Here is a 24518-nt window from a genome sequence, read left to right as displayed (position 1 = left end):
CCGTCAGGTCCAAAAGGCGGGCCTGATCAACTACACCAACCGTCTGCCCAAGACGTTCGACTTCACGCCCGACCAGTTGGAGACCGATCTCTACGAGCACATGTCGGCCTATCTCCAACGCGACGATACGCTGGCTGTGGGTCAGAACGGGCGTCACCTCGTCACGCTGGTTCTGCGGAAAATCCTCGGCTCATCATCGTTCGCGGTCGCAGCCACGTTGGACAAGATGGTCACGCGCCTTGAACGGAAGCTGGCCATAAATGAGGAAGCGCTCGACGACATCGATGGCGTCGAGGAAACCGCCGAGGAATGGCGGGAGGACGGCGACGCCCGTGAAGCGGAGGCGCTGGAAGACGAGACTGACGACGACATAGATGACATCGACCCCGCGCACCTGAAGGCCGAGATCGACGAACTGGCGCGCTATCGCGACCTCGCCGCGTCGATCCAGACGAACGCCAAGGGAAAGGCGCTGCTCGACTGTCTGCCGGGTGTGCTTGACGAGATCGTCGGCAAGGGCGGCCAGCGGAAGTCCGTGATATTCACCGAGTCCGTCCGCACCCAGACCTACCTTCGGGAGCTTTTGGAGCGGCATGGCTTTGAGGGCCAAACGGTCGTTCTCAACGGCTCCAATTCCGACAAGGACAGCAACGCTATCTACAAGGCGTGGCTGGAGAAGCACCGGGGCACTGATGTCGTCTCCGGCTCGAAGACCGCCGACATGAAGGCTGCCATCGTGGACGCCTTCCGCAACGAGCGCACCATCCTGATCGCCACGGAGTCGGGGGCCGAGGGCATCAACCTTCAGTTCTGCTCGCTGCTGATCAACTACGACCTGCCTTGGAATCCCCAGCGGGTGGAGCAGCGCATCGGCCGCTGCCATCGCTACGGCCAGAAGATCGACGTCACCGTCATCAACTTCATGAACCGAAAGAACCAAGCTGAGGCGCGGATCGTCCAGCTTCTGGATCAGAAGTTCAAACTGTTCGAGGGCGTCTTCGGCTCGTCGGACGAAGTGCTGGGTGCCATCGAATCCGGCGTCGATATCGAGCGGCGCATCCTCGACATCGTGCAGTCCTGCCGCACGAACGACCAGATCAACGAAGCCTTCGACGCGCTTCAGGCCGAGTTCAGCGTCGAGATCGACGAAGCCAAGACAGAGGCCCGCAACAAGCTGCTGGCCGAGATGGACGACAAGGTAATCTCGCGCCTGAAGTTCCGGCAGGGGGCCGTCTCCTCGTCGCTGAACGAGTTCAAGCGGGCGCTGCTCACGCTGGCCCGCGCCGAACTACCGGAGGCGCGCTTCCACGAGGATCACGTCGAGCGCTTTGACTACGACGGCGACACCTACTCGTCGGAATGGCCAGAGGCCGACGAACGCGGCTGGCGCTTCTTCCGGCTGGCTGACGAGGGTCTGGCCGACGCACTGGTCACGAGGGCCAAGAGACGCGATCTGGGCGCTGCCGAGGTTGCCTTCGACTATGGTGCCTACAACGGCCAACTCGCCGATGTGGCCCCGCTCCGAGGCAAGAGCGGGTGGCTGAAGGTCGCGCGCCTTAAACTGGTAACGCCCGCCCGCACCTTTGATGAACTGATCTGCGCCGCCGTCACGGATAGCGGCGAACCAATCCACGCCGAGACGGCCGCCCGCATGATGAGCGTTCCCGCCTCGGTCGCCGGAGACGCCAATGGCGCGGCACCGGAGGGCGACTTGTCGAAGTTGCTGGAGGACGGCCAGACCGAGATCGTCGGCCGAGCGCAGGAGAGGCTGGGCGACTTCCTCAATGAGGAGGAGGAGCGGCTCGACAACTGGCGTGACGACGCGCGGGTCTCCTACGACCAGCAGATCAAGGCCCTGACCAAGGAAGCGAACGAGAAGAAGAAGCTCGCCCGTGCGGTCCAGAACCTTCAGGAGAAGGTCGAGCTACAGCGCGAGGCGTCGGCCCTGAAGCGACAAGCGGACGACCTCCAGCACCAGCTTTACACCCGGCTGAAGGAGATTGACGACGAGCGCGAGCGAATGCTCGACGACATCGCCGACAAGTTGTCCCTGACGCCCGAAATGACGACCCTGTTCACGATCTGATGGAGCCTTGCCTGATGGCCGCTAAAACCAAGCTCGAACTGAAGTGGATCGGCAAGGAAAACCGACCACGCCTTGAGCCACGCATACTTATTGAGGATCACCGGTATTCATACCACGCCAAAAATCGTCGCGCTGCCGACCGCTTCGATAATGTTCTTATCAAAGGAGATAATCTACTCGCCCTCAAAGCACTAGAAGCGGAATACTCGGGCCGAGTGAAGTGCATTTTCATAGACCCGCCCTACAACACGGGAAGCGCATTCCCCCACTACGACGACGGGGTAGAGCATTCTCTATGGCTATCCCTCATGCGCGACCGGCTCGAAATTCTGAAAAACTTGCTGACGCCAGATGGTTCTATCTTTGTCAGTATTGATTTCAACGAGGTTCACTACCTTAAGGTCCTTATGGATGAGGTATTTGGCAGAAGTAATTTTCAGAGGGAGATTATTTGGCGAATCGGCTGGCTTTCTGGATACAAGACGATGGCCAAGAATTTCATTCGCAATCATGATACGATACTATTCTATTCGAAAAATGCCAACGACGCTTACTTCAAGAAGCAATACGTAGAAAAGAAGGACTTCTCGCCTCGTTTCACGCCTCCACAAATCAAGGAGCTTGCCACTGCCCTTCAAGAAAAGGGCCTATCCAAAGGTGAGGCGGGAGAGTTCTTGGCGGTTGCCTCGGAGATCGGATTGCCTGACCGATACCCGTTGGAAGATACGTGGAATTGTTCGATCTATGACCGCCTGAACAGCATCGCGGTTGTGTCATTTTCAGGCGAGTCGGTCTCGAAGATGCTCGGAGTCGAAGAGCTAAAAGGCCAAAAATCTGAAGCGTTGCTTCACCGCATTATATCTAGCGTGACAGAGCCGGGGGATATCGTCCTCGATTCATTCGCAGGAACGGGGACAACAGGGGCCGTGGCCCACAAGATGGGGCGTCGATGGATCATGATTGAGATCGGCGACCACGCGGAAACACACATCGTTCCACGTCTGAAAAAGGTTATCGATAATGAGGAGTTCGCCGGGGTCACCAAAATAACAGGTTGGCAAGGCGGTGGTGGATACCGCTATTTCAAGCTGGCACCGTCGCTGCTGGAGAAAGACCAGTTCGATAACTGGGTGATCTCCAAATCCTACAACGCCGCGATGCTGGCCGAGGCAATGTGCAAGCACTTTGGATTCACCTACGCGCCATCGGATGAGCACTACTGGATGCACGGTCACTCGTCGGAGACCGACTTCATCTATGTCACGACGAACAGCCTGACGCACGAGCAGCTTGCCGCCATCTCGGATGAGGTCGGGCCGGAACGCACCTTGCTGATTTGCTGCAAGGCGTTCCAAAGCGGCAACGCTGACGCCTTTGGCAACCTGACAATCCGAAAGATTCCGGGCGCGATCCTCGACCGCTGCGAATGGGGCAAGGATGACTACTCACTGAAGATCGAGGCCCTGCCGTTGTTGGAGGACGAGCCGGAGGAAGTGGCGGATGAGACCCCACGCCGGAAGTCGGCGGGAAATCCGAACCAGCCGGGCCTATTCACCGGTGACGAGGAGATCGAGGCGTGAGCGTCTCGGCCGTCGATCCCAAGCGCGCCGAGAGTCAGATCAATCAGCGGCTCTCGCTACGGAAGCCGCAATCGGAATCGCTGCGTCGGCTCGCTGACATCGTGGACCTGATCGCGCCGTCCAAGGACACGGATGTCGAGGCCGCGCGCGAGGCGATCCGCAACGCCTATGGCGATCTGGACGACGCCTATTTCGAGGACTTCGAGCGCGACTTCCCCAGCGTCTGCTTCGCCTTGGCGACCGGCGTCGGGAAGACGCGCCTGATGGGCGCGTTCGTCAGCTACCTGTTCATGATCGGCAAGAGCCGCAACTTCTTCGTTTTGGCGCCGAACCTGACCATCTACGAAAAGCTGCTGGCCGACTTTCAGCCCTCCAGCCCGAAGTATGTTTTCAAGGGCGTCGAGTCGTTCGCGCACAATCCGCCGCTCATCGTCAACGCCGAGAACTATGAGGAAGGACGCGGCGTGCGCGGCGCTGACCTGCTGGGGCAGGAAGCCGCCATCATCAACATCTTCAACATTTCGAAGATCAATTCCGACACGACGTCGTCCGCGAGAAAGGGCCAGCTTCCTCGGATCAAGCGGCTTCAGGAATACATAGGCGAGAGCTACTTCAGCTATCTGGCGGGCCTCGACGATCTGGTCCTGCTGATGGACGAGGCCCATCGCTATCGCGGCTCTGCGGGCGCCAAGGCCATCGCCGAACTTAAGCCGATCCTCGGGCTGGAAGTCACCGCGACACCCAAGAGCGTTGGCGCTAAGTCAGCCGCCTTCAAGAACGTGGTCTATCGATACGACCTGCCCGAGGCGATGAAGGACGGCTACATCAAGGAACCGGCGGTCGGCACCCGCGCCAATTTCGACCCGAAGTTGGTCGATGAGGACACGCTGGAGCGCATCAAGCTTGAAGACGGCATCCACTACCACGAGCATGTGAAGGTCCAGCTTGCGACCTACGCCAAGCAGAACGAGAAGCCGCTGGTTCACCCGTTCATGCTGGTGGTGACACAGGACACCGAACACGCCCGCCGCGTGCGCGAGTTCGTCGAATCCGATGGTTTCTTCGAAGGCCGCTACAAGGGTCGGGTCGCGGAAATCCACTCCAAGCTGACCGGCGAGGAGAGCGACGAGAACGCGCAGCGCCTGCTCAACATTGAAAAGAGCGGCGACACGGACATCGTGATCCACGTCAACAAGTTGAAGGAAGGCTGGGACGTCTCCAACCTCTTCACCATCGTCCCGCTGCGCGCCTCGGCTTCCGACATCCTGACCGAGCAGACTCTCGGCCGGGGTCTGCGTCTGCCTTATGGCAAGCGCACTGGCGTCGACGCCGTAGACACGCTCACGGTCATCGCCCACGACCGCTTCAACGACCTCATTGAGAAGGCCAAGGACGCCGATGGCGTCATCCATACCCTGAAGCAGGTGAAAATCGGCGAAGGCGGCGACGTCTCGGCCGCCAAGCCGGTGATGGTTGAGGCACCCTCCGTCATCGAGCAGATGCTGAAGCAGGTCGTGTGCGCGCACGACGATGAAGTGGCGGCCGAGTTCGCGCCCGAGGCCAAGCCCTATGGCATGTCGGACAACCCTGCGCCTGCCTTCACATTCCAGAAGGAGGAGGAGGTAGCGCTGGCCCAGACGGTGCTCACCGACGTTTTGCCGAGCATCAAAAAGCAGGTCGCCACGATCCGCGACCTAAATGACGAGAAGGTGGTGAAGCGGATCGTCGCCGACGCCATGGCCATCCAGCGGAGCAAGGGCGGCTTGTTCTCGGACCTGACGAAAGAGCGAGCCGAGGAGGTGGTGAAAGAGTTCTGCGCGGCGTTCGTCGCCAAAACCATCGCAATCCCGAGCCTGACCGTCACGCCGCAGGATCACGTCTCGTTCGGCTTCCAGCCCTTCAAGCTCGACCTCGGTAGCTGGAACTACCAGCCGCTCTCGCGGGAGCTTCTGGTGCAAGTGCTCCGCACCGAGAAGCAGACGGTTATTAGCGGCGAGGAAGGCGGCGACGTGCCCGCCCGACTGGAGGACTATCTGGTCGCCAAACTGATCGACTTCGACGAAATCGATTACGACGCTCACGCCGAGCTTCTTTATGATCTCGCCGGTCAGGTGGTGGCGCATCTGCGCGGCTATCTGAAGGACGAAGAGGAGGTCCGGGCAACGCTTCAAGGCTGGAGCCGAGACATGGCGAAGGCCATGTTTGCCCAGATGCGCCAGAACATGTGGCGGACCACCACGACCTATCGGGTGACCCTGAACGCCGCCTTCAGCGAACTGAAGCCGCAGGCGTTTGACGGATCAGGCAAGGATGCCGTGCGAAACTTCCGCGAACCGCCTGAACGGCTCGGCGAAATCAAACGCTTCATCTTCACCGGCTTCGGACCGCGCGCCTGTTACGCGCAGGCTAAGTTCGATTCCGACACCGAACGGAAGATGGCCGTGCTTCTAGAGCGCGACCCCACGGTCGAACTCTGGATGAAACCGGGTCCCAATCAGTTCAAGATTTTCGACAGCGAGGGCCACGCCTATCAGCCTGACTTCGTGGTCGAGACCGAGACCGAGCGGTTGATCATTGAGACGAAGCGGCGATCCGACATGAACGATGCGGATGTCCGCCGAAAAGCCGACGCTGCTTCTCTATGGTGCTTCATCGCCACCGAGCATCACGCCAAGAAGCATGGCGACAAGCCTTGGCGATATGTGCTTGTGCCCGACGACGCTATGCTCCCGAACGCCACAGTGGAAGGCCTTCTGTCCCAGTTCGTGCGGGCACCGGATGCGGACCTGCGTGGTCGCTATGAATTGAGCGAATAGGGGCGAGCAGCGCGCTCGCGCATGCCAGATTTCTGGGCGCATCCGCGACGTTGCTACCCGACCACGAACGGCCGAAAGGACGGCCCGACGTCCATCAGGACGCGTTGGATGCCGCGTTCTTGGACGTCGCTCGACCTACCTTCTGAACAAGGCCAGCATCCACTCTGGCTGCTGGTTGGCGATGGAGAGCGTCTGCGCCGCCAACTGCTGCCTGATCTGCGCGGCCTGAAGTTTGGCCGACTCCTTGCCGAGGTCAGCGTCTATAAGGTTGCCGATCCCGACTTCGATGGCGTTGCCGGATTTGACCGCATAGAGCGCGGCTCGGCCGAGAGTTTTATTGCGTGTGCCGAAGTAGGAGGACGAGTCTGTCGTTCTGTTGAGCGCGCTTTTCACGCGATCCAACACGGTCCACGCATCCGCAAAGTCCATCGGGTCCAATCCGAGTCCCGCAGCCGTCAGATCGCGCGACGATACACGCATCGTCTGCCCGGACGGCGAGGTGGGAACATCGAGGTGGAACGGGCCAAAGCCAGCTACTTGGAAGGACGAGGTTGAGACCGTGGCCGCAGCCGGAGGCGAGCCGACCGGAGATAGGGACACGGCCCCAACGACCCATGCGCTATCGGCGTTGGCGGCTCCCTGATTGAAGCGGAATTCCAGCGGACCTTTGGCTGGATCGTAATCGAACGACAGGATGTTCTGGCCGGTCACGCTAAACGGCGGCCCAACGGGCGCACCACCCGGAACATAACCCTGTCCTGAAGCCGCGACACGGGAACCGCCCTGCCAAACCTCCATGGCGTCGGGCAAGTCGAAGGCGTCGAACACGATATCCATGCGCCCAGCGACGGCAGTTCCGGCGAAGCTGTAAGTGCCCGACCCGCCCTGCGGCTGCTCATCCAGTGCGATGGCGGCCTGTTCAGGGTTCGCGAATGGAAGCGGCGGGTCAAAGGCTGCCGTCGATTGTAGGCTTCCGGTCGGCGTGTAGGTCGCAATGGCCGTGGGAAGGGGATCGGCAGGGTCTTGTAGGATCAGTCCCCCAACCGTCCATACCGTCCCGGTGGCAGCAACGTTTTCGTTGAAACGAAACTCGATGTTCTGGCCCTTGGCGGGATCGTAGTCGAAGCTGAGGACATTTGGCCCCGTCACTGCCGATCCGGCACCCACGGCGACGCCGCCTGCTACATACGGTTGACCCGAAGCGGCGACGCGGACGCCATTCTGCCAAACCTCAACGACATCCGGTGCGCTGTAGGCGTCCAGAAGCAGGCTTACCCGCCCGGCGGTCGTTCCGGCGTCAGCCACGACTGTCTGGCTGTTCGAACCGGAAATGGATGCGACCGCCGCATTAAATGAGGGCGGCGTGAGGGCCGAGGGCGGCAGTGAATAAGCGACACTGGCCCCCATGGACGAAAATGAGCCGGGCGGGAGGGCCGCCATGCGAGGAAAGGCGGGCTGCGGCAAGGTGGTCTTTGGCAGGCCATAGGCCACACTGGACGTAGTGGTCATGGTCGGCCTGCCGGTCAGCAGGTTGATCCCGTCGAACTCTGTAGATCGCGCGATCCTATCGATCTCGTCGATCAGGGCAGTCATGTCATTGATGATCGCTTGCCGTGATGTCCCCGAAAGGGAATCGTTCAGCGAGACGGCGTGTTGCTGAAGTTCGATCAGAAGCTCGCCTATCCGTTCGGCGCCCATCAGAGCGAGGTCTGTGACGGTTTGGGCCCGGCTCAAACCCGTCGCCACAACACCCCAGCCGCCGACATCCGCTCGCATGGCCGAAGCGATGGCGAAGATAGCTCCATTGTCTTTTGCGCCGGAAACCTTCAGGCCGGTCGAGACGCGGTTCTGCGCGGCAGCGAGATCGCGCCCGGCAGCGTTCACAGCTTGGAGAGCCTGAAGAGCCGAGCGGTTAGTATGAATCGACGACGACATGATTGCGAGCACCATGCCCGCCGAGCCGGATAAAGTGAACCTTGTTCACTGTCGTCCGATCAGCCCCATTCCAGTTCACGCACGAAGCGACGGTAGTTTCGCCATTCCACGCTCCCAGTCCGCTCGGGGACGTGCGGAACTCCGTGTCGTTCGCATGCGGCGGCAGCCGCATCCTTGAGATCGAGAGCGACAAGGCCATTTCGAGGGCCGTGGGCAGACCAAAACAGCCAGCCCTTTCCCATCGATAGCGGCCGAAACTCCAACAGAATTCCCCCGAAACTCCGCGATGGCCATTTTGCCCGCCGCGATTTCAGAAAGCCGATGTGGCAGGCAATTTCGGTATTTTCGTCCAACTGTGAGCAGGTCCCGCGTTGTGGCGACCGCGCGCAGTTCGTTATCGCGCTGCTGGATCGGATGCGGGGGCAAACGATCAGCCCGCCGCATGAAACGGTCGAGCAATTTTGGCAGGGACGATGACCGCGACATACGCGCGATAGCTCCTGCTACCACCTCGTCGGTGGCCTTGGAGTTCACTGACTGGACGAACTCTAAGGCCGAGTTGAACCTCATGGCCTCGACGCCGGTGTCGATGCGTTCGAGGGTGTTGGCGTGGCGCCAGCGCGGATCGAGCGCGGCCAGAACCTCAAGCTTCCGGCAGGTGATCCGGCCAGAACCACGCAGGGCGTCGGCTCCGCGCGTATCGTCGCTTGCCGCGAAAGCGTGAAGAGCAATGTAGTCGCGAGAGCGCGGCAGCGGCTTTTCACCAATCGCTCCAGAAGGCCCAGCAAACCTCGGGGCACGTCGCCATACGCGTGTCGAAGGATGTCCATGGGGCGGCCGTGGCGGACGACTTCGGCGAACGTCGGCAAGAACAGTTCGTCAGGCTGGCAGATGTCACCGGCCTTAATCTCCTGCGCCGCCAGTGCCGCGAAAATGGCTTGTCGCCGCTGGGGCGCCGCCGTCAGGACGCGCGCCAAAATGCCCGGTTCAGTGTCATCCAGCTTCACAAGAGCACACGTGAAGGGGCCCAGCAGACCGCCGTCACGCATTGATGCGCTCCCACGGGAAAAAGCCTTGGCCCTGAGCATTCGGCGCAATCTGGAACGCCACCCACCGCCATTTCCGCCCTTCGGCACCCGTCACCTGATGGTCGGTCAGAATGCGCGGTTCGGGGTTGGTCAAGTCAGCGAGGATCGCCTTAACGGCCACCGATTCCGGCATGACAACCGGCAGGGTTTCAAATCCATCAGCTTCCGCAGGCGGCTCTACGAACAACCACTCCGAGGTGCTGACCCAGTTGTGTCGGCCAGCTAGCTCGTCGAGGAGGGCTTCGAATTCGATGTTGTCGATCTGGCCGTCAACGTCCCGCAGGATGCGAACGGCGAGGCAGCGCAAAGGCTCGTGACCCGTCAAGTGAACTCCGAATGCTGTGAAGCTTGGAGCTTCTCATGCAATGCCAGCGCGTCAACCAGAATGGCCGGGAGCTATTCGTCCGCGCCTTTGCGAACATTCGCGACAAACCGCCAACCCTTCCAGATGGCGACTTCTCGGGTGACGGGACAGTCGAGGAGAGCGGCCGTAGCGCGCGCGATGGCGACTTCGTCGCTGGGCAGCATAGCAGGACTGAACTGACGTCCGTGCGCCGACGCGGGTAGCGGGTAAAACGTGTAGCCGTCCATCCTGAACCCCCAAGCTTGCAATCACGAGGAGCACAGCCCGGCTGAAGCCGAGCAATCGGGGGGGCGCAGCTTCGATTCCTGCCGGGCTGTGCGCTGGTCAGTGAGGAGTTCCAGCATTGAATATGGGCTCACAAAGATTAAGGACGCGCAAGTTCCAAAAACCGTCGTTCCTCCACTCGCGCGAATAAGCTGCCGTCACAAAGATGATTGGCGGGATGGAGATTGAACCTTCTGACGATTGGCTCGCGTTCGACGTAGGCCCAAAACCATGAGGTAGCCGACCAGCGGACCCAGCGTCATGCCTACGGTATGGAACAAGGCGACCGAAATGATCGCCACCATGGCGACCAACGCCCACTCCTTCCATGAGAAGGACCTCAGAGACCGAGCCAAAACCTTGGAGGACATCGTATTCTCCTGATTTAAAACCGGAGATATCTGAACTGGTCCATGAGGTAAAGCAACGCTTACCTACGAAGGGTAGCGAGTCGATCTCACTTCCCTTTCCGACAAATGTTCCGCATATGTTCCACTATGGGAGCGAGAGCATATAAGGGCGATGAAACGACGGGCTTCCAAAGTCCCGCACAGGACCACGTTGAGGCTGTGCCCGATCTTGCGGACCTGCTGGAGCTACGGCGCCCTCAACGATACGCGGTGAGGATAAAGGGCGAGGGCCTGCGAAGTCGCGGCATTCACGGCGGCGACATCCTCGTCGTGAACACCGACGCGGAGCCCAGAACCGGCAAGGTATGTGTCGCCTTCCTCCTCGGCGACGTCGTGCTGGCGGTCCTATCGGAAAAGGACGGTCAATGGTGGCTGGAGCCCGCTAACCACCCGGCTCAGCCGGTATCTGACCACACGGAAGTTTGGGCGATGGTCGCGGCATTGGTCAGGACCGATGTCTGACCATGTTCGGACTCATCGATGGCAATAACTTCTACGTTTCGTGCGAGCGGGCTTTTGACCCGACCTTAATCGGCAGGCCGGTTATCGTGCTGTCGAACAACGACGGCTGCGCCATCGCCAGATCGGCTGAAGCCAAGGCCCTCGGGATCAAGATGGGCGAGGTCTGGCACCTGTCGAAGCGCAAACCGGAATATCGCAGCGTCATTGCCCGGTCCTCGAACTACGCCCTGTATGGTGACATGAGCCGTAGGGTGTTCGAGGTTCTTTCTGAAAGTTTCGCGAGGGTCGAGCCCTACAGCATCGACGAGATGTTTGTTGACCTGACAGAGTTCGCACGAGCGGACTATTGCCGCAGGGTGCGCGAACGGATCAGACGGGTGACCAAAATCCCAACCTGCGTCGGGATCGGCCCCACCAAAACATTGGCGAAGCTGGCGAACAAGCACGCGAAGACGGCGAGCGGCGTCTCAGACTTCAGCGACCTCGACGTCCGCCGCGAGGCGTTCGCCACCATGCCCATCGACGAAGTCTGGGGCATAGGCTGCGCCTCGCAAACGAAGCTCAACAATCTCGGCATCTTCACAGTCGAGCAGTTTGCTGCGCTCACGTCCGCCAGCGTCAGAAAACTGATGACGGTGACCGGGCAACGCACCCATGCCGAACTGAACGGCGTTTCCTGCCTCCCTCTCGCATTGGCGCCCAGCCAGCGGCAGACCGTGGCGGTGACGCGGATGTTTGGGCGACTTGTCGAGACGTGGGAGGACATGCGAGAGGCACTGGCGGCCCATGCTTCGCGCGCTGCGGAGAAGTGCCGGAATCACGGGCTGGTTGCCAACGCGATGGTGGTGTTTTTCCACACGCATCCGCACAATGGCGACCCTTGGTATCATGGGCAGCGGTCGTTCGAGATCGAGCCGACGTCAGACAGCTTCGCGCTAATCAGTCAGGCGGTCCGAGCGGGGCGGTCCATGTGGAGGCCGAACACGCGATACGCCAAGGCGGGCGTGATCCTGCTTGACCTCAAGTCGGCGAGGGACATGCCGCGCGATCTCTTGCCGACCGCTGACACTGTTCGATCTGAGAAACTGATGGCGGCTCTAGATGCGGTGAACAATCGGTTCGGAAGTGGGACTTTGCGGCCGGGCGGAATACGACAGGTCACCCCATGGTCTACACGAGCCGCCAATCGCTCACCCCGCTACACGACGAGGCTAAGCGACCTGATGGAAGTGCGCGCCTGAAACGGAACTCAACGGCCCCGTCTCCTTTTCCGCTTTCAGAATCTCCACCAGTTTCGCCAGTTTTGGGCATCGCCTTCCAGTGGCGATGCGGCCTTTAGCTTTCTGCGTCTTCCGACGCTGGAGTTTGCGAGACACTTCCACGCAGTCGTCTGCCATGTCGTAGCGGGCATAGCTCATCACGGGTGTCAGACAGTCGAACAGGCGGCGGTTAATCATCACCCGATGGGACGCGCTCCCCGAATTCCTGAAGCCGAGGTTACGACCAGCGGTCTGGTTGAACTGGTCGATATGGGCGATGCGTGCCAGATCGACGCGGCCAGTCCATGCGTTGAGGGCCTGATGTTCCGCATATTGCTCTGGCGCCATCATCGTCATTGTCTGAACGACGTCCTTGCCAATATAGGCGTTCGATCCCTTGGCCGAGGCGTGCGTCTCAGCGTCGTCGAGACGTGCCAGCTTATTGCCAATCGCGAAAAGGGGTCCAACGGCATCGGCTCTTGCTGCCAGAACATGTCGAGAAGCGGACCCCGTAGTGAGAGTCCGGTCCGGTCGGGTCGATGTCGCGTCCTTGGGCAGGAGAGGCGCGTCTAGGCAGGTCGTGCGCCAGCTTCCGGCATGCTCAGCGAGGAGCAGCGGCACAAATTCGGTCGTTAGGATCGCAGTTTTATGCGCGACCTCCGACGCCCAGTTTCGACGGCGGACATGCCAACGTCGGTTATTGGCTCTGGCGTAGATGTCGCGGTCCCTATCGAGGCTGGCTCCATACTCGAAGTTCTCCCCCGTCGTGACGTGTTCCCAACAATGCTCTGGTGTTCCCGCGATGCGGCAAACCTCATCAAAATCGAAGTCTTGAACCCGACCGCTGCGTTGGAACGTGTTCCACCGTTCGGCCAAACTCGTTCGGCTGGTCCATCCCATGCTGTTTATGAGTTCGCGGATGCCTTCCATTTTTTCAGAAGGCATGACTTCCACGATGGCCCTCGTGTTGATCTCATCATGAACCAGAAGGCCCAGCCGTGTAGCTTCGCGCGCCGCGAGCCGGTCGGCGGGGTTCTCGACAGCCTCGGCGGCAAGCAGCAGACGGCTAAAGTTGTCTTTGGCCCACGCCTGCGCGACGTCGTGGACGGTGAAGAACACGGGCGAACCGGAGGCGACGGCCGAGCGCAGATCGGCATACGCGCCGTCCATGGCTTTCGCCACGCTGCTCTGTTCTGCCCTGATCATGTCCGCTCTGGAGGCGTAGCCGCTGATGGCGGCGTCTTTGTGCGAAACGCGCTTTTTCGGATCGGGACATAGCTCCGTGTAAATCCGATCAAACGAACGGAGAAACACAGGCTTCATGTCGCCCATGTCGGCGGCGTGAAGCGTCCTGAACTCCGCCTCCTTTTCTTGCGCGCCTTCGTAGGTGGGGAAGGCGAACATCAACCATGATGGCAATCCCTCTCGACGAAATCCTTTGATCAGGTCGGGTGCTGCGGTCATGAGGCTTCGGGTTTTGCTGATCCCTTCCGGAGCACAGAGCAGGTGGGTCTCTGGCTTCCGCACATTATCCCTGAGGCTTCCAAGCAGGATGGCGGACATCGCCTTTGTCGCCGTCTTGTGATCTCTCGCTGCCTCGGCGAACTCAGCCTCGACTGTCGAACGCACACGCCCGCCCGGCCCGACGCGCTGGCCATGAAAATCATCTGCCCAGATGTCCAGCATGTCGCCGAGCGAGCGCGGCAACCGGCTCATCAGGACGCCATCGACGCCAGCGTCATTGGTGAGGTCCAGCGGGTTGGACCCTTGGACCAGAACCGTAGCGAAGTCCGCACGCATGACTGACTTCGGGTTTTGGTCTGCGGGGTGATTGTAAAAATATGCGACCGGCTCGCCGCCCGAACAGTCGAGGTGCGAGAACTTCGGATGGTTGGTCACGCCGTCGAAGAGTGCCGCGAGCTTCGCCTCAGCATGGAGATTCTCCCCGCTCTGTATCGTCACGGACTTGGCCCTGCGGCGCCGACCGATGAGGAACGATGGGCGTCGTCATGAAATCGACAGGGTTCAGCAAGGCTCCCTTGCCCCCGCCGCCCCTTCCGCGCGGAAGGTGCTCCCACATCACTCCCTGAAAGAGGGGCACACCGACCGGGACCCCAAAAATGTGGTCCGTAGATTCGTTGAGCCGCATGCCGCGCGGCAAGCGTCGGAAATTCTCAGGTTGCCGCAGCGATGTGTCTGCCTTTTTCCAGCCAGACCAAAAGGCGCAAAGTTTTCGAACTCATCGCGCAGCCGATCCCATGCCTTCTGGAAGCCCAACCGCGCACTGGTCGGTTCCGGCGCGGCGCCCCTCAAAATCTCGGTTGAGACCACGAAATGGAAATGGAGGCTTTTGTGACCGGAATAGACAACGGTCAGCCCCACGGCGTCGGCGTAGGTTTTTCGCAGGTGGGTGACGAACTGGCCGACGACGCTATCGTGCTTACCGCCTGACGACCGGAGCCAGCCGAGTTGCTGCTGGAAGAAAGCGATGTTCCGGTCATCAAACTCGATGGTCAGAATGTGATGTGGGGCAACCACGATGCGGGATGCGGGGCTGGCTTTCGCCCCCGGTTCAGCGATCCGCATGGCGTTGGTGAACAGGCACTGATGCTCCCAGCCGTGCTCTGCTGTTCGTTCGATCAGGCTGGCCACGGTGTAGTGGCTCTTTGCCTTCACATAGAAGTTGCTTTCCACACTCATGTAGGTGCGGTTCGCGCTGTCGAAGCCCTGCTTCTGGATGATCTCGGTGAGGAGGATCGAGGGGGCGGCAGTCTCGGACCGTCGGAGTTGGCCAACCTCGGTCTTGGTTAGGAGCGGGGCGTAATATTTCGCCCACAGGGGTTCAAAATAGTTCACGTTCAAGTCCTGTCAGGTCAAAATATGATGTGACGGACCAGATCGACCTGCTGATCTCGCTGGTTCATGACTTCCAGCGTTGTCCGCCACGTCCATATTTAACATGGTGAGTGTCGCGGCGGCATTTATATCTACGCCTTCTTCTTTCCTTTTATGAGAGAAGCGAAGCGACCAATCGGCTCTCTGAGAAAAGCCCTCATTTAGTGGCCTTCCTTATAAGATGTCTTAGCAAGGTCGTTAAATGAGGGGATTTGGCTCTTCCCTGATTTCACAAATCGGCTGCGCCCTTTAGCTCGTCGGGCAGAGCGACAGCGAGGCGCGGCGATGGAAAGGGTCAGACGCAGGTGAGTGCGGAGCACTCGCCTTGATCCTCGATCTCATGAAGGCTTCAGCCGGATCGCGGAGAGCCGACTGGAAGATCGCTCGAAAAGAGCCGCCGCGACCGTTCTCTCAAAGGGGGTGAAATTGGCGGTGTTTCACGGAAGATCGCGACCTGAAATGTCAGGCTTTTATCGGCGTCGATTTTCGTGCCCGCTTCCATCTGTTTTCTGGGACGTGCGGAGGGGCGACAACGCCCTGAGGGAACATCCGTCTCTCAGGGGCCTTGTCCTCAACGAGAGGAACGGGGTGATGCGCTGGAAGCGAGTGATCTACTGTAGCCGGTCAACCATTTCGATGGAGCACCCGCTGAACCTCGCGGAGATTCTCGGCGCGTCTGCCCGCAACAATCGACAGGACGAGATCACGGGCGTGCTGGCCTACGCCGATGGCACATTCATACAGGTCATTGAAGGCTCTCCCCTACCGTTGATGCGCTGATGGCCCGTCTGCGCTCGGATAGCCGACACACCGATCTACGGGTGCTCGGCGAGGACTGGGGAGTAGAGCGGGCCTTTCCAGTGTGGGTGATGGAAACACCGAAGATGCGCCCCGACCGAGCAAAGCTGCTCAGCAGGTTAGTCGAGGGGTGCGAAGGATCATATGGATCGGCCCTACGAATGATGCTCGAACTCGCCGCCGAGCAGGAAGATTACCGGCGCCAGAGATAGAGCGCGCGGCCACGACCACTGGGGAAAAACACTTAGGTAATTCTACCCAACTGGTGCCACCTTGGCCGTGTTTGCCCACGGCGTAGCTTGAATTGTTCGCCGAGCGATGTTCATATTCCCCTATGGGGCGATTTCTCGACAGTCTGTTGGAAGCGTCAGCCGCCTACCAAGTTCGGCAGGACGACGATGGCTTCCTTCTGATCGGCAATCCTAAGCGCGCCGCCGAGTTCAACGACATAGTGCGCCACGCCACTGACGACGCTGGCGAAGATTACGTGGCCTTTCCCATCAGCGACGGCGGTCAAGGCTACAGCCAAATGTTCATCCTCCCGCTGGATGACATGCCGCCTTCCTGACAACTGGCGCCGTCCGGTAGTCAAATCTTGCGAGGAGAACAGCGCAAAGCATCTGTCTCTTGGCGAAGGCGAAGCTGAAGCAGATCGATTCTCTGCGCCGCAGCTTTGAGCGTGTCATAAGTCAGGCGGCGGTTTTCGCCGTCCGGGTGTCGGCAGATCACTGCCGGATGGCCATCTATCGGTTCGCAGACGCCGCCGACAAACCCGTGCGCCAGCAAGTTTCTGACGTGGGCTGCCCATTCGATCTCCTCATTCCAAACCGCAAGGTCCGATCCGGGCTGCCCGCTCACGACGCGCCATAGCTGGATCGTCGGAGCGCGAGGGGAAAGGTTGTGCTCACTCCCTTCCAGCCTTCGCATCATTTCTGCTTCGAGGCGCCCCCACCTCAACATCACCTCTCCCACAGCAGCTATCAGTTCCGCAGCCATTGGATGGCGTTCCGGTTCGACCATTCCGCTCCATATCCTCTCGGAAGCCTACTGCTCGTCCGATCCATGAGCCACGCGCAGCCCGCTGACAAACAAGAATCCGATGAAGGCCGCCCCACGCGCGGCGCCGCTACTGTCCGATCTCGTTGACGCTTCGCCGATCTATGAGAGTCTGGCGTTCTCTCAATAGCAATAGGAGAACAGCCCTGACCAAGCGCGTGGCGATCTATGCTCGTGTTTCGACGGCGGATAAAAACCAGACCGTCGAGAACCAGCTTCGTGATCTGCTGGGCGTTGCGGAACGACAGGGCTGGGAAGTGGTCGCCACCTTCACCGACGAAGGCATCTCCGGCGTTAAAGGCCGCGACCGGCGCCCCGGCTACGACGCTCTGCTCAAGGGCGTGGCGCGCAAGGACTTCGAGCAGATCATGGCGTGGAGCGTGGACCGCCTCGGTCGATCCCTGCCCGACCTCGTGTCTTTCCTGAACGATGCCCACGCCAAAAACGTGGACCTCTATCTCCACCAGCAGGGCCTCGACACCTCGACGCCATCAGGCCGGATGATGTTCCAGATGTTGTCGGTCTTCGCCGAGTTCGAGCGGGCCATGATCCGTGAGCGCATCATGGCTGGGCTTCGTCGCACGACCAAAAAGAGCGGTCGTAAACCGATGCCGCAGGACCGTGTGGAAGCGATCAGGAAATCGTTGCGAGACGGTCTGGGCGTCCGCGCCACCGCCCGCCTCCATCGGGCCTCGCCCATGACGGTGACCGCCATCAAACGCTCTATGGAGACGGTGGAAGAGGACCGTGAGGAGAGCGTGGCGGCGTAAATCAGGCGGGTTGCTCGGCCCGATATTCGATCCGCTCACCCCCGACAGAACATGGGCTCCCGGCGTTAAACTGGCGGGCTGAACGTCGCGCCGACCAAGAATATGAAACACCTCTGCGCCACCGGCGAGCAGGTAATCGGCGATGATGCGACGATGGCATCGCCACCATACCGCTTCAGCGCACATGATGGCGATCCGCTGCTCTGAGCCCAAAGAGCGAAGCGTGGCCAAGCCCTCTGCGAAGTCGGGGCCAAGAGCATAATCGGCATAGCGTCGAAAGCTCTTCACTCGCCAATAGTCGTTCGGCGACTCCTCTTCCGGCATCTGCTTTTTGCGCAACCCTCCGAGGGCGGCGAGGTGGCGATACCCGATCTGGTAGTCCTGAAGGCTGGTGGGCAGCACATCGCGGTTGAACTGCGGGTTGGTGCGGGACGCGGGCATGGAGCGCACGTCCACCACCATGCCGATCCGGTTCTCCATCAGAAGCTCGACGAACTGATCCAGTGTGCGCGTCGCGTGGCCGATGGTGAAAAAGGCTGGGACATGCCGAGCTAACTCGCGAGACGCGCCTTCGATCAAACGCTCGTTGGAAACGGTCGAAGAGGACCGTCAGGAGAGCGTGGCGGCCTAAGCCAGAACCGTCTTGGCCATCACATGATCGGTTTCCTTTCCGAATACGAACCGCACTTCCACGCCCCCGTCGCCCCGCCCGAAAAAGGGAGCCTCAACCGGCTGGATATTGATGGAGACGAGTAGCTCCTTCGCTTCCTCAGCGGCGACCTGCTGGGCGAGCGGCGTAAGGTTGAGCCGCCCAACATTAAATCCGGCAGCTTTCAATGCGTTTTCAAGCCGTCGCTCCACGGCGGTGACTTCGCTCGCCTCGATTACATGCGCCAACCGCATCATCGCTCGCCCCCAATCCCTGATCGACCGCCGACAAACCCGGTCGCATGTCTTCATTACGGCCTACCACAGCGTTGACCGGAATCGTCCCGATGACGATGGCTGGACGCTCCAGATCAGGAGTGCGGCATGGACAACAAACTTAGCCACCCGAGGAATCTCTTCGGGTGCGCCATCTTTCCAAACATCGTTGAAAACGCTGCGGAATTACCGTCCGCACAACCGTTTCCGCACGATGTCTACACAAACCGTCTACACAATCCGACCGACTGTCAGCGGCTAAACCCTTCTGATCGTTGGGATAATCGTCGAAACGGCGTCTACATGCCGCTGGTAGGACAACGAATTTTTAGGCTCCCAGAAGATGCAAACATATAGTTTGGGGTGCATTTCCATGCATGATTTTGTGACCTGCATAGGAGATGGCTCCCTCATTTGCGGGTCGCTTTGACATAACCGGAAAGAGCGCGTTCGTTATGCATGTCCGCACAACGTGCATAGAAAATGTGCTTTTCCTATGCGCGTTTTTTTTGCCGTCAAACGGATTGCGCGTTGCCGAGCAACGCCATCAGTGCGCGATTCACATAGTAATTTTCGCGCCCGATTTTTAGCTTTTGCATCATTCCGATCCGCGTAAGTTCGTCGAGATAGCGGGTCGCCGTAATGCGGCTGACGCTTAGATCGCGTTCAACAAAAACGATCTTGCTGTAAGGGTGGCTGAAAATATTATTCAGAAGGTCTTGGCTGTAGATGCGAGGAAGCTGCTCACGCATCTGCACCTTGTGTGCCTGCATTAAGCTCCGAATGCTGTGAACTAGGCGCGTAGTTTGCTGCGCTGTCTCCTCAACTCCAGCCAGCACATACAAGAGCCATTCTTCCCACGCATTATCCGTTCGCACTGCCTGTAAAAGTCGATAATATTCATTCTTGGTTTGGTTGATATAGCGCGAAAGGTAGAGGACCGGCGTAGTTAGCAAGTCCTGCTTCACAAGATACAGGATGTTCAGGATGCGACCTGTTCGACCATTTCCATCGTAGAATGGATGAATGGTCTCGAATTGGTGATGGATAATCGCCATCTTGATGAGCGGATCGAGATCGGTGAGGCCGTCATCGTTTATGAACGCTTCTAAGTTGTTCATAAACTTAAGAATGTCGTCATGGCTTTGTGGCGGCGTGAACACTACCTCGCCAGTTTTATCGTTCTTGAGCGCAGTGCCGGGGAGCTTTCTGAAGCCCGCCTTGTTCCGCTCCAGCGTCGCCTGCATGGCAAGGATGTCATTGGTCGTGATCAGGCCCGTTTTGCGAACGGTCTCAAAGCCTTCCCTCATAGCTCTGGCGTAACTGAACACCTCTTTAGCTGCGAGACTTGCAAAGCGTTCAGCGAGCGCATCGCTTCGATAGAGGTCGTCGTGGGTCGTGATGATATTTTCGATTGCCGAACTGTCCTTTGCTTCTTGCAGGGACAGAGTGTTGATCAGGATCGACTCGTTCGGCACCAACCCGGCGGCGCCCTTCAGTTCGGCAAGCGCGCCGCGTGCTGAAGCGAGCTTTTTAAGGACGGTCTTGGTTTCCAGATCGATTGAGAGTGGAAGTAGGGGCGGCATATAGGCGGTCATCCTTGCAGGTCGCTCCTTACTCCAATCATGTGGCTATTTCTGCCCCTCATAGCCCGAGTCGTGAAATCTGCGTTCGATGAACTGCCGCTGGAGCCTTCTGGGCGTTTTCGCTCGAACATGAAGGCCTCGCTCGGACGTGGCTCTTAGGGCGGGCGATTGGATGACGAAAATCCCCATTATTTAAATGAGATAGATCGAGGCTAGGATACTGCACGCGGTCGATGGCTTCTTTCAGCGTGGCGATCTGGTAGCCGTTGCCGTAGGCGTCTGACACGGCAGCCGACCCGTTCCCTGCCGTCCAGCCGCCCAAGGCTAGAGCGATGTCGCGGTCAATGCGCGCCTCGCGAAGAGCGTCGCGAAAGCCATGCCGGAAGCTGTGAAAGCAGGTCTTCGGGGCGGCGGCTCCTGCCTTGACAAGGAAACGGCGGAACCACGCAGAGAAGGTCGTGGAGCGATAGCCGGTGGCGCCCATTCCGACCTCCGCGAACAGCTTGGTCTCTCCAACCCGCTTTCTCTGGCGCACGAAATCCATGAAACCGAGATCGATCAGCATGGCGTGAATCGGAACGACCCGTTCGCTGGAGGAGGTCTTCAACCGCTTGTCGGTCTGGTTGTCCTCTGACCGTTCAGTGATGACGAAGCAATCCACGTCGTCGATGCGTCGAATGTCAGCCACGTCGAGTTGGCAGGCCTCGTTCAAGCGAAGGCCGCCGAACATCGACAGCAGGGGAATCCAAAAACGGGCGTTGCGTGGTCGCTCCGGACCGGGCGTGGCGTAGCCGTGACCGTCGTCGCGGCAGCCGGTATAAAGCGGCGCCGAGAAGATCGTCTGTAACTGACGGGTGGAGAACGGCAGACGTTTGTCGCGCCGTGCGATCGGATCAGGCACACGCAGACCCTGCGCCGGATTTCGCTCCAGCATCTCTTCCTTCACGGCCCAGTTCAGCACGCCGCCGAGCTTGTTCAGATAGGTGTTGATGTTGGCGGCGTTGATCAGGTCTGTGCGGCCCTCGGCCTTGGCCTTCTCTGCAATCTCGACAGGGGAGAGCTTCGGGAAAAGCTTGGAAGCGTTGCGGGGTTGCCAGCGCAGCACCTCGATCATGTCGCGACATTGACTACGGGAGATGGAGCGCGCTGGCGTGTCTGCGCCGAGGATCGCCACGACGAGTCGCTTGGTCGTCTGGTAGGCCATGCGCGTCGTTGGCGACCAATCCCGCGTGGGATCATCCATGTATGCGTCGTAGAGATCGCCGAGCGTGATGCCGGTCGAGGCTTCCGTCTCGACAATGGCTGGCGTCGATGCGAGCGGCGCCGGTTCGCTGAATTCTTCGAGCATGATCGGATCGACGATCAGACCAACCTTTGATCGGGCGATCTCAAACTCGTGCTCGATCTGGGCGGCGACTCGTAAGGCGCGACGCTTGGCGACCGTTGGGCTGTCCGTCCCTAACGATCTCCAGATTTCTTTCCTGCCGATAATGTCCCGAAGGGCCTCTGGAACCCGTCGCCGATAGTGAATCTGGCCACGCTTCCGAACGAGATGCGTTCGAACAATGTGTAGACGCTTTGTGTAGACGCCGTTTCGACGATTATCCCAACGATCAGAAGGGTTTAGCCGCTGACAGTCGGTCGGATTGTGTAGACGGTTTGTGTAGACATCGTGCGGAAACGGTTGTGCGGACGGTATTCCGCAGCGTTTTCAACGATGTTTGGAAAGATGGCGCACCCGAAGAGATTCGAACTCCTGACCCCCAGATTCGTAGTCTGGTGCTCTATCCAGCTGAGCTACGGGTGCGCACCGCCTTGCGGGCAGGGCCGGGTATCTAGCGGGTCGCTTCCGGGCTGGCAAGTCGGTTTTCTAAGAAAAACTTGAGAAAATGCAGGGTTGGCCTGAGGGGGCGTGGGGCCTAGGCATAAGGCGCCCTGCAACGTGCTGGAGAGATTGCGTGCGCGCCTTGCCATTTTTCACCTTCCGTCCTGCCCGTAGAATGTCGGCGTTGATCGCCGGGACGGCGGCTGCGGCCCTGTTGCTGGGCGGGTGCGCCACGTCTGCGCTGGACGCTGGCGTCGCGCCGGGAGCGCAGGCGCAGGCGCAGGCAAGCCAGACCATCGCGCGCGGACCGTTCGTGTCGGCGGCCAATCCCCTGGCGGTCGAGGCGGGGATGAAGGTGCTGGCGCGCGGCGGGTCGGCCGTGGATGCGGCCGTGGCCGTGCAGGCGGTGCTGGGTCTGGCCGAGCCGCAGTCGTCGGGCCTGGGCGGCGGCGCCTTCATGATGTTCTATGATGGGCAGAGCGGGGCCGTCACCGTCTATGACGGGCGCGAGACGGCGCCGGCGGCCGCCACGCCTGAACTCTTCTATGAGAACGGCCAGCCGCTAGCCTTTGTCGATGCGGTGTTGAGCGGGCGCTCGACCGGGGCGCCGGGCGTGGTGCCCATGCTCGCCCTGGCGCAGAAGCAGCACGGCGCCCTGGCCTGGTCGGAGCTGTTCGGCGACGCCGAGAAACTGGCGCAGGACGGCTTTGTCGTCAGCGAGCGGCTGGCGGGCATGATCAACAGCGACGCGCCTCAGGCCAAGACCCGCTGGGCGAGCGAGTATTTCACCAAGCCGGACGGGACGCGCTATCAGGCGGGTGATGTCCTGCGCAATCCCGCCTATGCCGAGACGGTGCGCCGGATCGCGCGGGACGGCGCCGCGGCCTTGCAACAGGGGCCGCTGGCCGAGGCTATTGTGGCGGCGGTGCAGGCGGGACCGCGTCCCGGCGCCCTGACCACGGCCGATGTCGCCGGCTATCGCCCTCTGGTGCGCGAGGCCGTGTGCGGTCCCTATAAGATCTACACCATCTGCGTGCCGCCGCCGCCGTCCAGCGGGGCCTCCATCCTGGAGTTGCTGGCGATGGCCGAGCGGACGCCGGACATCGACAAGGGCCCTGACAGCCCCGAGGCCTGGGCCGCCTTCGGCCAGCTGCAGCGGCTGATGTACGCGGACCGCGACCGCTATTTCGGCGATCCGGCCTTCGTCAACGTGCCGGTGGCGGGTCTGCTGGACCCGGCCTATGTGGCGGAGCGGGCGGCGCTAGCGCCGGGCCTTCGCGGCGCGGCCCTATGGCGTGCCGGCGGGGCGCCGAACGTCGGCGCGGACGCCACGCGCGAACCGGCGGGGACGTCGCACCTGGTCGTGGTGGACGCGCAAGGCAATGCCGTCAGCATGACCACCACGGTCGAGAGCCTGTTCGGCTCAGGCCGTATGGCGGGCGGCTTCTTCCTGAACAATCAGCTGACCGATTTCTCGATGGTTCCGACGGCGTCGGACGGCACGCCTGCGGCCAACGCCGTGGCGGCGAACAAGCGGCCGCGCTCGTCGATGTCGCCGGCCGTGATCCTGGATCGCGAGGGGCGGCTGGTGGGCCTGCTGGGCTCGCCGGGCGGTTCGTCGATCCTGGCCTATAACGCCAAGGCGCTGATCGGCGCCCTGGCCTGGGGCCTGCCGTTGCAGCAGGCGTTCGACCTGCCGAACCTGGTGGCCAAGGGCGACGGCTTCGGCGCCGACACCGAGGGCTTCCCCGAGGCGGTGCGCGAAGGGATGGCGACGCGCGGCGTGGAGTTGAGGCCCAACACGACCGAGACCTCGGGTCTGCATGGCGGGCTGTGGCGGGACGGCCGCTGGGACGGAGCGGCCGACAGCCGCCGCGAGGGCGTGGCGCGGACGCAGTAGGAGGAGGAGGAGCCTAGCGCGGCGGGCGGATCGTCAGTTGGAAGGCCACCAGGCCTTCCGACACGTCGGTGTTGATGCCCTGATAGCCGCGCAGGCCCTTGGCTTCGATTTCGCGGTAGACCACGCCGAAGGAGCTCTGGATGGCGCCCCGGCGATAGGCCACGCCGATCGAGGCGTCGCCGAGATAGGTGCCGGCGTCCTGGGTCACGCCTGAACCGGCGAATTCGCCGTCGCGCGTGCGGGCGAAGTTGTAGCCGACCGCCCGCTTGGAGCCTGCGGCGTAGAGATACCAGCGCGGGCGGTCGCCGAACGCTTCGTCGCCGTTGGGCCAGACGGTCCAGGTTTTCGCCGATGCGCAGGGTGGCGCCAGCCTCGGCCGACGGGCCGTCGCTGCCGACGCCGAAGCCCGCGTGCGGCGTCAGGGACACTTCCAGCCCCGAGGCGGTGCGGCCGCTGGCCGCGGTCCAGCCGCGCGTGTAGGTGACGTCATAGCTCTCGCC

The 24518-nt window shown here is 60.7% G+C and carries 20 protein-coding genes, 1 tRNA gene and 1 pseudogene; 11 read left to right on the top strand and 11 right to left on the bottom strand.

The window, feature by feature from the left end; translation table 11 throughout:
- The first annotated feature begins 100 nt into the window (after positions 1–100).
- From V8F63_RS03080 to V8F63_RS03070, 3 genes are read left to right on the top strand one after another with little or no spacing between them, the layout of a single operon-like run.
- Entirely contained in the window at positions 101–2086 is a 1986-nt protein-coding gene (locus V8F63_RS03080; RefSeq protein ID WP_392354478.1) for a helicase-related protein, read from the top strand.
- A 14-nt stretch (positions 2087–2100) separates the two neighbouring features.
- A complete protein-coding gene (locus V8F63_RS03075) occupies positions 2101–3666 on the top strand; it encodes a site-specific DNA-methyltransferase (RefSeq protein ID WP_392354477.1) in 1566 nt (521 codons plus the stop codon).
- A complete protein-coding gene (locus tag V8F63_RS03070; protein WP_392354476.1) occupies positions 3663–6482 on the top strand; it encodes a DEAD/DEAH box helicase family protein in 2820 nt (939 codons plus the stop codon). The genes V8F63_RS03075 and V8F63_RS03070 overlap by 4 nt, the downstream gene beginning before the upstream one ends.
- 135 nt (positions 6483–6617) lie before the next feature.
- On the opposite strand, the gene V8F63_RS03065 is transcribed toward V8F63_RS03070, so the two are convergent.
- Positions 6618–8432 (bottom strand): flagellin, encoded by a 1815-nt coding sequence (locus V8F63_RS03065; RefSeq protein ID WP_392354475.1) that lies wholly within the window; start codon positions 8430–8432, stop codon positions 6618–6620.
- 824 nt (positions 8433–9256) lie between these two features.
- Between V8F63_RS03065 and V8F63_RS03060 the strand changes: the two genes are divergently transcribed.
- Positions 9257–9469, top strand: coding sequence for a hypothetical protein (locus V8F63_RS03060; RefSeq protein ID WP_392354474.1), 213 nt, complete (start codon positions 9257–9259; stop codon positions 9467–9469).
- Here V8F63_RS03060 and V8F63_RS03055 read toward each other — a convergent pair.
- Positions 9459–9830: a hypothetical protein gene (locus tag V8F63_RS03055; protein WP_392354473.1), complete on the bottom strand. Its 372-nt coding sequence runs from the start codon at positions 9828–9830 to the stop codon at positions 9459–9461. The genes V8F63_RS03060 and V8F63_RS03055 overlap by 11 nt on opposite strands.
- Positions 9831–10702: 872 nt before the next feature.
- Between V8F63_RS03055 and V8F63_RS03050 the strand changes: the two genes are divergently transcribed.
- Together V8F63_RS03050 and V8F63_RS03045 are read left to right on the top strand one after the other, a co-directional pair.
- The gene (locus V8F63_RS03050) at positions 10703–11005 is read left to right on the top strand and encodes a S24 family peptidase (RefSeq protein ID WP_392354472.1); all 303 of its coding nucleotides are present in this window, start codon (positions 10703–10705) and stop codon (positions 11003–11005) included.
- 2 nt (positions 11006–11007) lie between these two features.
- Positions 11008–12246: a Y-family DNA polymerase gene (locus V8F63_RS03045; protein WP_392354471.1), complete on the top strand. Its 1239-nt coding sequence runs from the start codon at positions 11008–11010 to the stop codon at positions 12244–12246.
- On the opposite strand, the gene V8F63_RS03040 is transcribed toward V8F63_RS03045, so the two are convergent.
- Both V8F63_RS03040 and V8F63_RS03035 read right to left on the bottom strand, forming a co-directional pair.
- The gene (locus V8F63_RS03040) at positions 12217–14226 is read right to left on the bottom strand and encodes a hypothetical protein (protein WP_392354470.1); all 2010 of its coding nucleotides are present in this window, start codon (positions 14224–14226) and stop codon (positions 12217–12219) included. The genes V8F63_RS03045 and V8F63_RS03040 overlap by 30 nt on opposite strands.
- A 117-nt stretch (positions 14227–14343) precedes the next feature.
- Positions 14344–15120, bottom strand: coding sequence for a hypothetical protein (locus V8F63_RS03035; RefSeq protein WP_392354469.1), 777 nt, complete (start codon positions 15118–15120; stop codon positions 14344–14346).
- Positions 15121–15795: 675 nt separating this feature from the next.
- On the opposite strand from V8F63_RS03035, the gene V8F63_RS03030 reads away from it, so the two are divergent.
- On the top strand, positions 15796–15939 hold the full coding sequence (locus V8F63_RS03030) for a BLUF domain-containing protein (protein WP_392354468.1): 144 nt from the start codon (positions 15796–15798) through the stop codon (positions 15937–15939).
- Between the two features lie 352 nt (positions 15940–16291).
- Positions 16292–16525, top strand: coding sequence for a hypothetical protein (locus V8F63_RS03025; RefSeq protein ID WP_392354467.1), 234 nt, complete (start codon positions 16292–16294; stop codon positions 16523–16525).
- A 20-nt stretch (positions 16526–16545) separates the two neighbouring features.
- Here V8F63_RS03025 and V8F63_RS03020 read toward each other — a convergent pair whose 3' ends face one another.
- Positions 16546–16977, bottom strand: coding sequence for a hypothetical protein (locus tag V8F63_RS03020; protein WP_392354466.1), 432 nt, complete (start codon positions 16975–16977; stop codon positions 16546–16548).
- Between the two features lie 194 nt (positions 16978–17171).
- On the opposite strand from V8F63_RS03020, the gene V8F63_RS03015 reads away from it, so the two are divergent.
- The gene (locus tag V8F63_RS03015) at positions 17172–17783 is read left to right on the top strand and encodes a recombinase family protein (protein WP_392354465.1); all 612 of its coding nucleotides are present in this window, start codon (positions 17172–17174) and stop codon (positions 17781–17783) included.
- 189 nt (positions 17784–17972) lie between these two features.
- Here the strand turns inward: V8F63_RS03015 and V8F63_RS03010 are convergent.
- Positions 17973–18233, bottom strand: a pseudogene (locus tag V8F63_RS03010) (DUF488 domain-containing protein); the annotation flags it as partial.
- On the opposite strand from V8F63_RS03010, the gene V8F63_RS03005 reads away from it, so the two are divergent.
- A complete protein-coding gene (locus tag V8F63_RS03005) occupies positions 18141–18338 on the top strand; it encodes a hypothetical protein (protein ID WP_392355132.1) in 198 nt (65 codons plus the stop codon). The pseudogene V8F63_RS03010 and the gene V8F63_RS03005 overlap by 93 nt on opposite strands.
- Positions 18339–18410: 72 nt before the next feature.
- Here V8F63_RS03005 and V8F63_RS03000 read toward each other — a convergent pair whose 3' ends face one another.
- The 4 genes from V8F63_RS03000 to V8F63_RS02985 all read right to left on the bottom strand — a co-directional run bounded on the left by V8F63_RS03000 (position 18411) and on the right by V8F63_RS02985 (position 22100).
- A complete protein-coding gene (locus V8F63_RS03000; RefSeq protein ID WP_392354464.1) occupies positions 18411–18689 on the bottom strand; it encodes a hypothetical protein in 279 nt (92 codons plus the stop codon).
- 533 nt (positions 18690–19222) lie between these two features.
- Positions 19223–20305: a Fic family protein gene (locus tag V8F63_RS02995; protein ID WP_392354463.1), complete on the bottom strand. Its 1083-nt coding sequence runs from the start codon at positions 20303–20305 to the stop codon at positions 19223–19225.
- A gap of 46 nt (positions 20306–20351) precedes the next feature.
- Positions 20352–21641: a site-specific integrase gene (locus tag V8F63_RS02990; RefSeq protein WP_392354462.1), complete on the bottom strand. Its 1290-nt coding sequence runs from the start codon at positions 21639–21641 to the stop codon at positions 20352–20354.
- 382 nt (positions 21642–22023) lie between these two features.
- A tRNA-Arg gene (locus tag V8F63_RS02985) sits at positions 22024–22100 on the bottom strand.
- Positions 22101–22293: 193 nt separating this feature from the next.
- Between V8F63_RS02985 and V8F63_RS02980 the strand changes: the two genes are divergently transcribed.
- Positions 22294–24018 carry a gamma-glutamyltransferase family protein gene (locus V8F63_RS02980; protein ID WP_392354461.1) on the top strand — a complete coding sequence of 575 codons (1725 nt, stop codon included), beginning with the start codon at positions 22294–22296 and terminating at the stop codon, positions 24016–24018.
- Between the two features lie 13 nt (positions 24019–24031).
- On the opposite strand, the gene V8F63_RS02975 is transcribed toward V8F63_RS02980, so the two are convergent.
- Complete coding sequence (locus V8F63_RS02975; protein WP_392354460.1) at positions 24032–24226, bottom strand: hypothetical protein; 195 nt, start codon at positions 24224–24226, stop codon at positions 24032–24034.
- Between the last annotated feature and the right edge of the window lie 292 nt (positions 24227–24518).

Origin of the sequence: Brevundimonas sp. LF-1 (assembly GCF_037055305.1) — a bacterium.
In the GTDB taxonomy this organism is placed as follows: Bacteria; Pseudomonadota; Alphaproteobacteria; order Caulobacterales; family Caulobacteraceae; genus Brevundimonas; species Brevundimonas sanguinis.
Note: the sequence above shows the minus strand (reverse complement) of the source record. Positions and strands in the feature narration are given on the sequence as shown.

Bases quoted from the DNA above. Each gene is read 5' to 3' on its own strand.
- V8F63_RS03045 (WP_392354471.1), top strand. From the start codon at position 11,008: ATGTTCGGACTCATCGATGGCAATAACTTCTACGTTTCGTGCGAGCGG.
- V8F63_RS03020 (WP_392354466.1), bottom strand. From the start codon at position 16,977: ATGGTCGAACCGGAACGCCATCCAATGGCTGCGGAACTGATAGCTGCT.
- V8F63_RS03000 (WP_392354464.1), bottom strand. From the start codon at position 18,689: ATGATGCGGTTGGCGCATGTAATCGAGGCGAGCGAAGTCACCGCCGTG.
- V8F63_RS02995 (WP_392354463.1), bottom strand. From the start codon at position 20,305: ATGACCGCCTATATGCCGCCCCTACTTCCACTCTCAATCGATCTGGAA.
- V8F63_RS03065 (WP_392354475.1), bottom strand. From the start codon at position 8,432: ATGGTGCTCGCAATCATGTCGTCGTCGATTCATACTAACCGCTCGGCT.
- V8F63_RS02990 (WP_392354462.1), bottom strand. From the start codon at position 21,641: ATGCTCGAAGAATTCAGCGAACCGGCGCCGCTCGCATCGACGCCAGCC.
- V8F63_RS03080 (WP_392354478.1), top strand. From the start codon at position 101: ATGTCGGCCTATCTCCAACGCGACGATACGCTGGCTGTGGGTCAGAAC.
- V8F63_RS02980 (WP_392354461.1), top strand. From the start codon at position 22,294: ATGTCGGCGTTGATCGCCGGGACGGCGGCTGCGGCCCTGTTGCTGGGC.
- V8F63_RS03025 (WP_392354467.1), top strand. From the start codon at position 16,292: ATGGGGCGATTTCTCGACAGTCTGTTGGAAGCGTCAGCCGCCTACCAA.
- V8F63_RS03030 (WP_392354468.1), top strand. From the start codon at position 15,796: ATGGAGCACCCGCTGAACCTCGCGGAGATTCTCGGCGCGTCTGCCCGC.
- V8F63_RS03075 (WP_392354477.1), top strand. From the start codon at position 2,101: ATGGCCGCTAAAACCAAGCTCGAACTGAAGTGGATCGGCAAGGAAAAC.